This window comes from Agrobacterium sp. CG674 (assembly GCF_053521645.1).
The window spans coordinates 205,856-218,968 of sequence record NZ_JBNWDZ010000004.1; the positions used below are offsets into that span (position 1 = coordinate 205,856).

Annotated in this window: 11 protein-coding genes; 1 reads left to right on the forward strand and 10 read right to left on the reverse strand. The window is 55.3% G+C overall.

What is annotated here, in order from left to right; genetic code table 11:
- Nucleotides 1–2 precede the first annotated feature (2 nt).
- A complete protein-coding gene (locus ACQZ51_RS13300) occupies nt 3–734 on the forward strand; it encodes a FadR/GntR family transcriptional regulator (RefSeq protein ID WP_448777855.1) in 732 nt (243 codons plus the stop codon).
- Nucleotides 735–748: 14 nt separating this feature from the next.
- Here the strand turns inward: ACQZ51_RS13300 and ACQZ51_RS13305 are convergent, their stop codons facing one another.
- From ACQZ51_RS13305 to pcaG, 10 genes are all read right to left on the reverse strand, one after another.
- Nucleotides 749–4,012 (reverse strand): error-prone DNA polymerase, encoded by a 3,264-nt coding sequence (locus tag ACQZ51_RS13305; protein WP_448777857.1) that lies wholly within the window; start codon nt 4,010–4,012, stop codon nt 749–751.
- Complete coding sequence (locus tag ACQZ51_RS13310) at nt 4,009–5,526, reverse strand: Y-family DNA polymerase (protein ID WP_448777858.1); 1,518 nt, start codon at nt 5,524–5,526, stop codon at nt 4,009–4,011. The genes ACQZ51_RS13305 and ACQZ51_RS13310 overlap by 4 nt, the downstream gene beginning before the upstream one ends.
- Nucleotides 5,441–6,202: an ImuA family protein gene (locus ACQZ51_RS13315; protein ID WP_448777859.1), complete on the reverse strand. Its 762-nt coding sequence runs from the start codon at nt 6,200–6,202 to the stop codon at nt 5,441–5,443. Before ACQZ51_RS13315 ends, ACQZ51_RS13310 begins: the two co-directional genes overlap by 86 nt.
- 148 nt (nt 6,203–6,350) lie before the next feature.
- Nucleotides 6,351–7,616, reverse strand: a complete 1,266-nt coding sequence (locus ACQZ51_RS13320; RefSeq protein WP_448777860.1) for an O-antigen ligase family protein — start codon at nt 7,614–7,616, stop codon at nt 6,351–6,353.
- Nucleotides 7,617–7,623: 7 nt separating this feature from the next.
- Nucleotides 7,624–8,895: a polysaccharide biosynthesis/export family protein gene (locus ACQZ51_RS13325; RefSeq protein ID WP_448777862.1), complete on the reverse strand. Its 1,272-nt coding sequence runs from the start codon at nt 8,893–8,895 to the stop codon at nt 7,624–7,626.
- A 127-nt stretch (nt 8,896–9,022) separates the two neighbouring features.
- Nucleotides 9,023–9,703 carry a sugar transferase gene (locus ACQZ51_RS13330; RefSeq protein WP_192064731.1) on the reverse strand — a complete coding sequence of 227 codons (681 nt, stop codon included), beginning with the start codon at nt 9,701–9,703 and terminating at the stop codon, nt 9,023–9,025.
- Between the two features lie 699 nt (nt 9,704–10,402).
- On the reverse strand, nt 10,403–10,963 hold the full coding sequence (locus ACQZ51_RS13335) for a type 1 glutamine amidotransferase domain-containing protein (RefSeq protein WP_042616556.1): 561 nt from the start codon (nt 10,961–10,963) through the stop codon (nt 10,403–10,405).
- 37 nt (nt 10,964–11,000) lie between these two features.
- Complete coding sequence (locus ACQZ51_RS13340; RefSeq protein WP_042616557.1) at nt 11,001–11,222, reverse strand: hypothetical protein; 222 nt, start codon at nt 11,220–11,222, stop codon at nt 11,001–11,003.
- A gap of 209 nt (nt 11,223–11,431) precedes the next feature.
- Nucleotides 11,432–12,484 carry a 3-carboxy-cis,cis-muconate cycloisomerase gene (locus ACQZ51_RS13345; protein ID WP_448777864.1) on the reverse strand — a complete coding sequence of 351 codons (1,053 nt, stop codon included), beginning with the start codon at nt 12,482–12,484 and terminating at the stop codon, nt 11,432–11,434.
- A gap of 7 nt (nt 12,485–12,491) precedes the next feature.
- A complete protein-coding gene (gene pcaG / locus ACQZ51_RS13350) occupies nt 12,492–13,112 on the reverse strand; it encodes a protocatechuate 3,4-dioxygenase subunit alpha (RefSeq protein ID WP_448777866.1) in 621 nt (206 codons plus the stop codon).
- Nucleotide 13,113 lies beyond the last annotated feature (1 nt).

Below are 13,113 nucleotides of genomic sequence, written 5' to 3' on the forward strand. Positions count from 1 at the left end.
TTTTGGGCTTGCTGGAAACGACAATTACCGGACGGAAGCGACGCAGCAGCCACGCGCATGTCGTGGCTGAGCTTGGCAGCGCCATCGTTTCCGGTCGCATTCCTGAAAACTCGTTGCTGCCGAATGATGCAGAGCTTTCTTTACGCTTTGGTGTTTCCCGCACGGTGCTGCGCGAAACGATGAAAACGCTGGCAGCCAAGAGACTGGTGGAGCCGAAGGCCAAGGTTGGCACACGCGTTCTGGAAAAATCCAGCTGGAATTTTTTCGATCCTGATGTTCTGGGCTGGCGGTGCGATGCGGGGCTGGACCCTGAATTCATCAATCATCTGGCTGATATCCGGCTGGCGCTGGAACCGGCAGCCGCTGCCGCTGCCGCGCGCCATGCCTCCAGCGAAGACATTGTTTCGCTCTATGCCATTGCGGCCCGGTTCGACAATCCGGCCCACAGCCCGGAAACCATTGCCAAGGTGGATCTTGAATTTCACCTTGCCGTCGCCCGCATTTCCGGCAACCCATTAATGCGGTCGGCCAGTGGCTTGATAGAGGCGGCGCTGGCCATATCGTTCCAATTGTCATCTCCCGCCTCGGCACCAGAGACCATTTCAGAAATCGCCGCAAACCATCTGCGCATCGTCCACGCCATTGCTGCGCGCGACGAAAGCTCCGCCATCAAGGCCATGAGGCACGTGATCGAAGTCGGCAAAGACCGGATAAAGAACGCGATCTGCGAGTGACCACTCTTTCACCATCAGTGAAAGTTACGGCCTTTGACGGTGATGTGCGCTTCGCTCTCTTCCACGATCTCCGATCGCTTTGGCAGGCCCCGGCGGTCTGTTGACGGAATGCCGTGGTGAAACTCATCGCCTCTGCCGTGGGGCAACGGGAACGGCCCTTCCCTTTCGCCAACACTGCGCAGCTCATTTGAAAGATCGGTAATGCGGTGGGCGACGAGATGAACTACCTCGCCTTCGCGCTGGATTTTGCCGTAGATACCCACCATTCCGGCTGACAGAATAACGGGACGAAACTTCTCGAAAATCTTGACCCAGACAACTGCGTTGGCAATGCCGGTTTCATCTTCCAGCGTCATGAAAATGACGCCCTTGGCAGAGCCCGGTCTTTGGCGGATCAGCACCAGCCCTGCAATTTCCACCCATCGCCCATCTTTCGTCTCGCCCGCTTCAGCACAGGTGGAAATACGCCTTCGGGCTAGGTCTTCGCGCAGAAAAGCCATCGGATGCTGGCGAAGAGTGAGGCCCATATGGCCGTAATCCTGAACCACTTCGGCACCTGCTGTCATGGGCAGCAGTTGCACCTCCGGTTCGCTCTGTTCTGCAATGACGCTTTTTTGGCTCGCGGCAGCGGCAACGAACAAAGGCAACGGCTCATCCCGCAACGCCTTGATGGCCCATAATGCTTCACGACGAGAAAGCCCTAGTGATGGAAGGAAGGCATCCGCTTCCGCAAGGCAGACAAGCGCATCCACCGGAACACCTGCCCTTCGCCACAGATCATCAATCGATACGAAGGGCCGGTCCTCGCGGCAAGCGATGATGCGGCTGGCATGTTTGTTGGACAGACCCTTGACGAGGCACATTCCCAGCCGAACCGCATTGCGCTCCCGAGCGACTGGCTCTTCCAGCGCACAATCCCAGCGGCTGGTGTTGATGCATACCGGGCGCACGACAACACCATGATTGCGGGCATCGCGAACCAGTTGGGCAGGCGCGTAGAAGCCCATGGGCTGGGAGTTTAAAAGAGCGACGCAGAAAATATCCGGGTGATGGCATTTCACCCAGGCGGATGCGTAGGCAATCAGCGCGAAGGAAGCTGCGTGGCTTTCCGGGAAGCCGTAACTGCCGAACCCCTTGATCTGCTCGAAAAGCCGCCTGGCGAACTCTTCCGGAAAGCCATTGCCGATGAGGCCCTCGACCAGTTGCTTTTCGAAGGTGGAAATCGTGCCGACATTCTTGAATGTCGCCATTGCCCTGCGCAACTGGTCGGCCTGATTGGGTGTGAAACCGGCGCAATCAATGGCGAGACGCATCGCGTGCTCCTGAAAGAGCGGAACACCTAGTGTTTTGTGTAAAACCTGCTTCAGCTTGGGGTGCTCGTACACAATCTCCTTGCCCTGCGCTTTCTCCTGCCGCCGCTTGAGATAGGGATGCACCATGTTGCCCTGAATGGGTCCGGGCCGGACAATGGCAACCTGAATGACGAGATCGTAAAGCTCTTGCGGTCGCAAACGCGGCAGCATGGACATCTGCGCCCGGCTTTCAATCTGGAACGTGCCGATCGTATCGGCCTTGCAGATCATGTCGTAGGTTTTTGCATCGCCTTGCGGCACAGTGACGAGCTCATACCGCTTACCCTCGCGCTCCTCCAGCATATCGAAAGCCCGTCGCATGCAGGACAGCATGCCCAGCGCAAGACAATCCATTTTCATGAAATCAACGACTTCGATGTCGTCCTTGTCCCACTCGATGATGCGGCGATCAGCCATGGCGGCAGGCAATATGGGCACGAGTTCGTCCAGCCGGTCATGCGTCAGCACAAAGCCACCCGGATGCTGGCTGTGATGGCGCGGCGTGCCGATCAATTGCCTGGCCAGATCAAAGGCCAGCTTCACGCGACGATCATTGAGGTTGATATTGAGGTCCTTGGCTTCTCCTTCGCCCACCCCTTCCGTCCACCACCAGATTTGCGAGGACATGAGCTTGGTCAGGTCTTCAGGCAGGCCTAAAACCTTGCCGACATCGCGGATGGCGCCCTTGCCCCGGTAACGGCTGATAACGGAACATAACGCCGCCTTGTCATGCCCGTAATGACTGTAGATCCACTGGATAATCTCCTCGCGCCTTTGATGCTCGAAATCCACATCAATATCCGGCGGTTCATCGCGGTCTTCAGAAACGAACCGTTCGAATAGAAGGTCGCTTTCCTTGGGATCGATGGCCGTGATGCCGAGGACAAAACAAACGGCCGAATTGGCAGCAGATCCACGCCCCTGACAAAGGATCTTCATCTTCCGCGCCTGACGGACAATGGAATTGACGGTGAGAAAATAAGGCGCGTATTTTTTCTTGGCGATAACGGCCAATTCATGCCTGAGCGTCTTTTCCACCTTCGCAGGCAAGCCTTCTGGATAGCGGTCCGGAACCGCGTCCCAAACCGCTTTCTCAAGGGCTTGCTGGGCACTCAATCCCGGTTCATTGTTCTCTTCAGGATATTGATATTGCAATTCCTTGAGCGAAAATTGGCAGCGACGCATGATATCCAGCGTGCGCTTCAAGGCTCCGGGATAGGCACGAAATAGGCGGTGCATTTCCTGTGGCGGCTTCAAATAGCGGTCGGCATGCCGTTCCCGCCTGAAACCGGCATCGTCAATGGTGCAATTGTGGCGAATGCAGGTGACGACATCCTGCAACATGCGCCGCTCCGGTTCATGAAACAGCACATCATTGGTCACCACAGTCGCAACACCAACTTGCTCTGCCATCCGCGAGAGATCATGCAGCCGCACATGATCGTTCGGTCTGCGGCGCAGGCTCATCGCCACATAGGCACGATCCCCAAAATCTGCCTTTAGACGCCTCAGCCTTATGGCCAATGCCTCATCCACGCCATCCGGCAACAGGATCACCAGCAGCCCCTCACCATAGGCAACCAGATCACTCCATTGCAGATCACATTTTCCCTTGGGCGCATATCGTTTGCCATGGGTCAGGAGGCGACACAAACGACCATAGGCGGCACGGTCGGTGGGATAGACCAGCACGGAAACATCGTCGGCGAGATCAAGCCTGCATCCCACAATAAGCCGGATACCGGTCTTTTCCGCCGCCTCGAATGCACGCGGTATGCCCGTCAGCGTGTTGCGATCCACAATGCCTAGCGCCTCAATGCCCAGTGCCTTGGCCTGCGCAAACAGATCCTCACAAGAGCTGACGCCGCGCAGAAAGGAAAAATGGGTTGTGACCTGAAGCTCGGCATAGCGGGGCTCGATACTCATCCGAACATACCGTGCAGAAACCAGCCTTGCGACCCCGTATTGGCATGTTCCCCATCGCCAGAGCGGAAAATCCAGAACCGCTCGCCGTTCTCATCCTCCACCGTAAAATAGTCACGAACGGCGGCCTGCTCACGCTCGCGTTTCCACCATTCGCCAAACACGCGCTCCGGCCCATCAGCGCGTTTTACCAGACGCCGAACGCCGCGCCATGTGAAGCTCTTTGGCGGATGATCAGGCAGCAGCGCCATCGTCTGAATGGGCTCGGGACGGCTGAGAAGGCGCACAGGGCGCGGCCATTGATCGGGCCAGCCAAGCATATCGTCAGCCGATTGCGCAGCAACCATCTGAACGGCGCGCTCTGGCACATCGCTGGCGACAGCTGCATAGCGGTAGACCTTGTGGCCACGGTTGATGATGACATCAACGGTTTCACCAATATCGCCCCTGACATCCTCCAGAAGCGTCGAGCGCGTTTGCCGGACGACCAGAGGCTCCGCATGGGTCGCAGTCAGGATCATTTTCTCGATGCCGAAGCCCGGATTGATCGTATCGATCCTGTCCGTCAACAGGCGGGACAGCTGCTTGATATCCCGCACGGGTCTGGATGTTCCGGCCCGGATAGCTTGCACCCCACTATCCACACGGTGAAAGACCAGATCGACCCGCCGTGCGCCAAGGCCGCGTTTTTCGAGTTCAAGACAGAGCTGGCGAACAAGCTTATCGGCATAGCGTGCAATGGTTTCTGCAGCGCCGATGGGTTCGGCAAAGAAACGCTGGGCCTCCACAAGCTCCGGCACGCGGATTGGCTCGATCGGCTCAGACAAAAGCCCGTAAGCCTGATCCAGTCTGCGACCGACCTGTGGCCCAAACCGCAGTGTCACCGGCGAACGCGCCGTTGCCATCAACTCTCCGATACGGCGAAAGCCGAGAACTTTCAGATCTGCCACGGTTCTGGGTTCAAGCCGAAGGGCTGCCAATGGCAAGTTTTCAAGCGCCGCGGAGGCACCCGCTTGCGGGACGATGGTCGCCTCATCTTTTCCGAAGCGCGCAAGTGCGTGCGCTGCCCCCCAGCTATCGGCAATGGCCGCACGCGCCCTGAAGCCAAGTCCGTGAAGGCGGTTGATCATGCCCGTTATCATCATCAGTTCATTGCCATGCAGATGATCTGCACCCGTTGTATCCAGCACCAGTCCGTCTGGCGGGTCGGGTGCTACGATGGGCGCGTAAACGCGCAAAAACCAGAATGCGAGATCGCGAAGCGCCCTAAGATCATCACCCGCTTGCAGATCTTCAACGATCAGCCCGGGCAGAATGGCCTGTGCTTTGCTGACGGGCATGCCGAGCCGCAGGCCCGCAGCCATTGCGGCAGCATCCTGCGCTGCAATGACACGGCGATTGCCTTGACGGGCAATCATGACGACCGGTTGGTCAACCGGTGGCGCCTTGTTGCCAAGCGCCCTGCGATAGCGATCTGTCGACCATGTTGGCAGGTAGAGCGAGACGACCCTTTGCATCACAGGCTTCCACTTCAAATGTTGCACATTCGCCGCCACGACACCGCAAAAGCTCCAGAAACCAGCGCGCGCGCCCAACGCCCTGCACAGGCAGCGGCGTGGAAGGACGCACGGAAATTCTCCACCGTGTCACGGCGGCCGTCGGTTGCCCGAATTCGGCAGCACCGGACAAATGACGCCAACGGCGGATGGCAAGACCGATGACACCGGAATTTTCCGCCACCAGTTGCAGCCGACGGGACATATTCATCGGCAGTCTGGACACCTCACCGATGACAGCACCAAAGCCGTTGCAGCGCAGACCTTCCTCAAAACAATCCAGCACGCCTTTTTCATCACGGCACTCCACCATGATCAGACGGTTTTGCGAGAGACCGGCCTGTGTCAATGCGGGCATGAAAAGGTCAGGCCGGGTGACGCACCAGAGAATTTTACCCGTCACGCGCGCAGCAATTCCTGCCGAAAACAAAGCGGATGCCGCCCCATCAACCGCACCATTGCCGCCTCCGCTCACCTCGTGCAGGCTCCCCATCTTCAAACCTCCGCCTGGCAGATGGTTGTCGATGGCGGGAATTCCGAATGGCAGATTATCATGGTGGCGCGTCAGGCCTTGCGTGATCCGCTCAAGCCTTTCCCGCAATTCCTCTACAACAAGCTGTTCGGCGCGTTTATGCATGACTGAGAACTCTTCAAAAGCATTTCACGCTAAAAGATTACTTGTTCACTTTTTGTTCCTTTTCCAAAAAAGAGTCAAGAAGAGTCTCATATGGCTTGTGGACAAGATGAAGAATGTATTGGGAGCTACCGCTTCAGAGCCTATCGCATCACGAGATCGGCCGCATGACCACACGGGACAAGACCGTGCTGCTAACGTCTAAGCGCTTCGGCAATGTCAGCTTTCCGGCGGCATAATAGAGCAGGAATGAGCCGATCTGATAGGCGAAGATAATATCGATTTCCACGAAGGAGCGCACGACGAAAAGCGCGCAAAGCGCAAACAGGATCAGCCCTTGTGGGTCTTGTCTTTTTATCAGAATGGAACGTAGATGCCCGATCAGGGTGCCATAGAGGACGATGACAAGCAGCAAAAGGCCTACAAAACCATTTTCCACGGTCGTTTCGATATAGGTATTGTGAAAGTGGAAGCCACTTCGCGTGGTGATGAAGAAGTCGTTCCATAGGCGCTCGGCATCAAAAAAGCCCATGACCCAGAAACCCTGATAGCCAACACCCAGTATGGGTGACGCCTTGGCCGCTTCTATGCCTTGCTGCCAGAGGTAAGTCCGCCCTGTCAGCGTTGAATCCTTGCCGAAAATTCCAAGGATTGCATCGAGCAGACCGAATTGAAGTGCTGCTACAACAAACAGGCCTCCCACACCCACAAGTGCCAGAAAAATCATCTTTCGGTTGGCTGGTGACAGCATTCCCATCGGCAGGAAACCAATGACCAGGGCAACCACAGCGGCGGTGGTGATAACAGACGTTGCAGATTGCGACGCAAGCAAACAATAGGCTGATATCAGCCCTGCGAAACCGGCAATGCCAAGCCAGAGAATGTCGCGCTGCCGCAACACAAGCACAGAGGATGCGGCAAAAATGACACCCAGCGACGCGTAAAAGCCCAACTGGTTCTTGGAAGAGAAAGCCCCCACAAAGCTGAACGTGCCATCAAGAGCATCAAACAGGTAGATACCGAACAGCAAAGAATAAAGAAGCACGACGATGATGCCGATCAGGGCACCTCGTGTGAGCGTCGTTATGGATATCACGCGCATGGCGATGAGCGCGCAGATGATATGCGTCATATACTGGATTGATGCACGCAGCGTGACCGACATGGCGTCCGACCAGAAACTGGAAAGAATCGCCAGAACGCCAAAACCGAAAATCCACCAGTAGCGGGTATAGTTGCCCAGCACACGGCGGTAATCAACGACGACCAATGGTAGCCATACGCCGTAATAGGCGAGCACGGACACCATTCCGAATTTTGAGGAATAGGCGAAGACGAAGAACGACAGCGCGATAGCTGCCGTTCCGTAAAGGCCATTTTTATCCGGGTCGATCAGGGCCGATTTGGCAATCCGCATGCGGGCCTCACTGCATCAGAACGTCTGATGAGACCTTTATCACATCGCCAGGCTGAACCGTTGTCGTTTCGTCAGCCTTGATTTCCTTGGACTGACCGTCTTCCTCACGAACAATGATGTAGGTGATGGATGCGGATTTGCCCGATGGGTCGAAGCGAATGGCTTCAGCTGACTGCGCCAATGCCTCGGACATCAACTCACGGCTTGTGCCCAGCTGAAGGTTGAGTTTCTGCAATTCAGCCTCGGTATCCTGCAGTTCCTTGGAACGTTGTGCGACCCAGTCGTTGCGCAGGTTGATCTCGTCCTGCATGGCCTTGTTGATATCCTGCTTGGCACGAAGCATGGAGGTGTCGATATCGAGAAGTGTCGACTCCACATCAGCTGAGCGTTCTTCCGCCGAAATGCGCCGCTGGGCAAGGGCGAGCCCCTGCTCGTTGAGCCGGTTTACTTTCTCGCGGTCTTCATTGGCCAGTTGAAGTTGGCGATTCTGGGTCTCGGCCTTCTTTTGCAGGGACTCCACCTCTGTTTCCAGAAGCTGCCTAAGATCTGTCAGAGCCTTGAGCTGAAGCGTGTAGCGTTCGCTGCGCGACTTCATCAAAGCATTCTCGCTCTCCAGAAGAGCGTCGATATTCAGGATCTTTTCAAGCGCGGGCGTCTTGGCTATTTCCGTATCGCCCCGAACCTCTGCCTGAAGCCGAGCCTGCCGTGCCAGAAGGCGGCCGCGCTGGTCATCATAGACAGCGGCATCACCACGTGCATTGATAAAATCGCGGGCGAAACGCTGCCCCGCTTCGGAGCGGCGCAAACCACCCGAAAGGCTGACGGCCTTCAAAACAGTCAGATTGGGTGCATAGGGATATTCGCCAGGCGTCTCAATGTCACCGGTCATGAAGACCGGGCGGAACTGGGCAATTTCCACCGATGCGGAAGGCAGATTGCGAAGCGCGAACTTGGCTTGCAACTGTGCACCGATCTGCTCACCCACCTCATCAATGGTCTTTCCTGCTACATCAAGCCGACCGATAAAAGGCAAAGAGAGAGACCCGGAAGCACCAACGGAATAGTCACCATTGATAACATCCCAATTGCGGATGGTGCCATCTGCAGGCTGCCACTCCGCAACACGGATACGCAGCTTATCGGCAGTGCCGAGCCGGTACTGATTGTCCTGTGCGAGGGCATGAAGGGGGCTTGAGGCGAGCAAAGTTCCAGCCACAAGAAGCGTGGCAACCTTGCGCAACGCACCATTAAGGCAAAATTCGGCGGCAGTGCCAACCATACTATACTCCATTGAAACGACCGCTGAGAGCGACCGGGTTACGACCAGCGTGGAAGCTGGTCGTAAATGCCACCGTTAGATGGCCGCAATATTATCGTGCTGCAAAACGCAAGAATACGAAATTGGTTCAATAGCTACCGCGTGACATGCACACGGCGGGAATTGTTTTAAAGATAATCGAAACATCCTGCATCATCGACCAGGTGCGTACGTACTGCGTATCGAAATCGACGCGCTCCTTGTAGGAAACGTCGTTGCGTCCACTGATCTGCCACAGACCTGTCAAACCTGGACGGGTACTGAGATAATAGGAAGCAGCGCCTTCGTAATAGTTGAGCTCTTCATCGACCACAGGACGTGGACCAACGACACTCATCTCACCACGAATAATGTTGATAAGCTGCGGAAGCTCATCAAGGCTCAGCTTGCGCAGAACATTGCCGATTGCGGTCACACGCGGGTCGTTCTTCAACTTGCGCGTTGCCTTCCACTCCTCGGCAGCTTCTGGATTGGCGGCAAGGTACTGTCGCAGAACCTCATCGCCATTCGTCACCATCGTGCGGAATTTCAGGCAATGGAACATGCGTCCATTATGTCCAACGCGGCGGTGGCCGTAAAAGGCAGGGCCGCGGTCAGTAAATTTCACCATAGCCATGATCATAAGAAAGATCGGGCTGAGGATGAGGATTGCTAGCAGGGCTGACGAAACGTCAAAGCTGCGTTTAGCGATTCCTCCGATCGGAAAGCTCAGATCAAACTCATCTGAACCACTAAGCGGCGAAACAGCCGATCGAGTCGCGGACTTCATAGAGAGGACTCCATTTATGTTTGCGATTGGTCGGTACCCGTTGGGCGCGTCATTTCAAGTTGGATCATCCAGCAATGCTGTGACCAGAATTTGGTGCTTTTGAATTTTTTATGGGGCACCCCGCCTTAGTTCCCGGTTGCCACCTCCCCATAAATACTCACAAAAGATCAGTCTTTAATATTAAAATACATGGCATCAGCAAACAGTTTGCCACCGACCTAAACGATCTCCGTAACGGTGAAGTCGACTTATGTATTACTTGCATAGATAGATTCGATTTATGCTTATAGCTTGCTCAATACCGGCGAAAATCGGGAGGCAATCTGGTCCAAAACAACGATTTTCAAGGTGAAAGTGCTATTGTGCAGCGCAATAAAATTGCGGCGACGCACACTCAAAAAGACATGCAATGTTCCAAAATTCGCAAAGAAAAATTCATCTCGTTTGCAAAAACTCGCAAAAGTCGCGGAAAATAGACGCAATCGTGACCCAAATAAGGCAATATTGTGGCAAATTGATTTTGCCAAGCTGTCAATTATGTTCGGCGAGTTCTCATATTCTTATTTAATCGATTGCGCAGGTGAATTTCTCGTGATTCCGGTATTTTGTGGTGCGCGGATCAAAACACGTATAGCTGCCTTCTCAACAAGCCAAAAAAAGAGCCGCCATTTTCATGACGGCTCTTGCAGAAGAAAGGAATTAGGCGGCCCGGCGGTCGTGTCGGCCTTCTTCGACCTCTTCGACAATCTTCGCAACGAATGCTGGAAGGTCGTCAGGCGAGCGCGAGGTAATGATGCCCTTGTCTGTGACGACTTCTGCATCTTTCCAGATGCCACCGGCATTTTTCACGTCCGTCTTGATCGACCCGTAGGATGTCAGTTCAAGACCTTTGACGGCGTCCGCCTCAACCAGCAGCCATGGTGCGTGGCAGATGGCGGCGACGACCTTTCCGGACTTCACGAATTCACGCACAACTCGCATGGCCGATTCATCCGTGCGCAAAACATCCGGGTTAATCTGGCCGCCGGGGAGTACCAACGCGTCGAAGTCATCGACCCGCACGTCTTTCGCCAGAAGATCAACCTTAATGGCGTCACCCCAGTCTTTCTCATCCCAGCTCTTGATTTCGCCGTTCTCGATGGACGCGATCTTTACGTCCGCGCCTTTACGCTTCAGTTCTTCGTAGGGAACGCGAAGCTCAGAGCGTTCATAACCGTCTGTTGCGAGAATCACAATTTTAGCAGCGTTGATAGCTGTCATGGCTGTCTCCTTAAAATGTGTTGATAGAGGCTAGGCCTCAGTTTTCCTCGTCGGAATTGACCGACGGCAAGAAGAACTCGACATCGTCGCGGCGCGACTTTTCGAGCACTTCGATCTTTTCCTGCCAGAAGCGCTCTGCCTCTTCAGGTTCTCCGTCATATTGACGGACGAAGGTTTTATTATCGTCTATCATCACCTGACGGGTTCCGCCGAGGAGCATGTATTCTTCCGCAAGCTTTCGCGTTTCGGTCTTTTCCATAACGTCCCCACTGGCTGGAGTTTCAGGTGTGGAGAGCACCGGATGGGATAGAAGCTCGTCTGCCATTTCGTTGGCCACCAGAAGAAAACGGAAAAATCCTGGTGTTCTTCGCTACCATCATGTCCGTTTGACACGGTGTCTCTCCTGCCAAGTGAACGTCACCCTGGAGGAATAGTTCCTTAAATTTCATTTGGAAAAATATGGAACGCTCAAGCGCCGAGAACCTGAACCTGACCCAGAAGCCTATCGGCTATTTGCAACGCGGTGCCGGTGGCAACAACCATTTGAGGAAGCATCAGCCATTCGAGCATCCATGCGCTACCTGACCGTTCCTGCTCATGCACCATGGATTGATGCAGCGCCGATATCTGGACAGCGTTGAAACGGGCAAGCGTTACAAGTGTTTCTGCGAGAACGGGATTTTGCTTGTGCGGCATGGCCGACGACCCCCCGCCGCCCGACAGGCGGATTTCTTGTCCCGACTGGGCAAGAAGCGCGACATCCTGGCCAATTTTGCCAAGCGAGCCCGTTATGAGTGACAGTATATTGCCAAATTCCACAATGCCATCGCGTTGACTATGCCACTGTGGCGTATCCGCCAGTTCAAGTCGCCGCGCCAGTTCGGCACGGACCTCAGCGCCCTTGACGCCAAATTTCTCGAGCGAACCCGCAGCACCACCAAATTGCAGGCAAAAGCCGGCCTGGCCGAAACTGGCAAGCCGCAGACGGTGGCGGGTGAGTGGATGCCGCCAGCTCGCCAGCCGATCCTCAACAGTAATTGAAATGGCCGCCTGCATGCGCGTATGGCCCATCAGAGCCTTTGAGCCATCGCGTATGCCAACACTCTCTAGCCCTGCAATACAGCCAGAGAGCCGGCGCTGAAGAATCTCTGCGGCAACCTTGAGCCGAAGCATCAGACTTGTATCGATTACGTCCTGGCTAGTGGCACCAAAATGCACGCTGGCAGCGGCGTCTGTCCCAACCGCCGCCCGCAATTGCCGAACCAGTTCGGGGATGACAACGCCGTCCTTAGAGACACCGTCCCGCAATGCGCCGTAATCAATCGAGGCAGTTACGATAGCGGCAACAATGCGTGCCGCATGTGGCTCTGGAATAATCCCGACCGCCGCTTCCGCTTCAGCCAGCGCCGTTTCAAACCGAAGCATTGCCTGCACATCCGCCTCCGCGCCAAAAAGCGCGGAGATTTCAGCATCACCAAAAAGGCCACCCAGAAACGGGTGTTCGAAAGGGGACAGGCTCATTTTCACCTCAGATGTCGAAGAAGACCGTTTCGCGTTCACCCTGAAGATGGATGTCGAACCGGTATACGTTCCCCTCCTCTTTCCTGGCAATCAGTGTTGCGAGGCGTGACTTGTGTTCAACGCGGGCAAGAACAGGATCTGCAGCATTCGCATCAACCTCTTCAGGAAAATACATGCGCGTGTGCAGTCCGATATTGATACCACGCGCAACGATCCAGAAGGTGATGTGCGGCGCCATGGGGCGACCATCTTTGAAAGGCACATTGCCTGGCTTGATGGTTTCAAACGTAAATTCACCCGTGTCCATATCTCCGGGCGAACGACCCCAGCCTGTAAAATTCGGGTCTGCCGTGCCGCGTGTTTCGCTTGGACTGTTGTAAAGCCCCGCGGCATCGGCCTGCCAGATTTCAATCAGAGCATCTTTGAGCGCATTTCCGCCACCATCATAGACGGTGCCACGGATGGTGATGCGTTCACCTCTGGCACTGTCATTATATAGAGCGCCAGAACCGAGATCTTTCGGGAACACCCCTTCGATCCCCACGAAATTGGGCGTGCAACCGATATGGACGTAAGGCCCGGCGGTCTGCGAGGCGCTTTCCTTGAAGTAATAAAGCGGCTGAACCATC

Coding starts and splice junctions, on each gene's coding strand:
- ACQZ51_RS13305 (WP_448777857.1), bottom strand. CDS start 4,012: ATGAGTATCGAGCCCCGCTATGCCGAGCTTCAGGTCACAACCCATTTT.
- ACQZ51_RS13310 (WP_448777858.1), bottom strand. CDS start 5,526: ATGCAAAGGGTCGTCTCGCTCTACCTGCCAACATGGTCGACAGATCGC.
- ACQZ51_RS13315 (WP_448777859.1), bottom strand. CDS start 6,202: ATGCATAAACGCGCCGAACAGCTTGTTGTAGAGGAATTGCGGGAAAGG.
- ACQZ51_RS13320 (WP_448777860.1), bottom strand. CDS start 7,616: ATGCGGATTGCCAAATCGGCCCTGATCGACCCGGATAAAAATGGCCTT.
- ACQZ51_RS13325 (WP_448777862.1), bottom strand. CDS start 8,895: ATGGTTGGCACTGCCGCCGAATTTTGCCTTAATGGTGCGTTGCGCAAG.
- ACQZ51_RS13330 (WP_192064731.1), bottom strand. CDS start 9,703: ATGAAGTCCGCGACTCGATCGGCTGTTTCGCCGCTTAGTGGTTCAGAT.
- ACQZ51_RS13335 (WP_042616556.1), bottom strand. CDS start 10,963: ATGACAGCTATCAACGCTGCTAAAATTGTGATTCTCGCAACAGACGGT.
- ACQZ51_RS13340 (WP_042616557.1), bottom strand. CDS start 11,222: ATGGAAAAGACCGAAACGCGAAAGCTTGCGGAAGAATACATGCTCCTC.
- ACQZ51_RS13345 (WP_448777864.1), bottom strand. CDS start 12,484: ATGAGCCTGTCCCCTTTCGAACACCCGTTTCTGGGTGGCCTTTTTGGT.
- pcaG (WP_448777866.1), bottom strand. CDS start 13,112: ATGGTTCAGCCGCTTTATTACTTCAAGGAAAGCGCCTCGCAGACCGCC.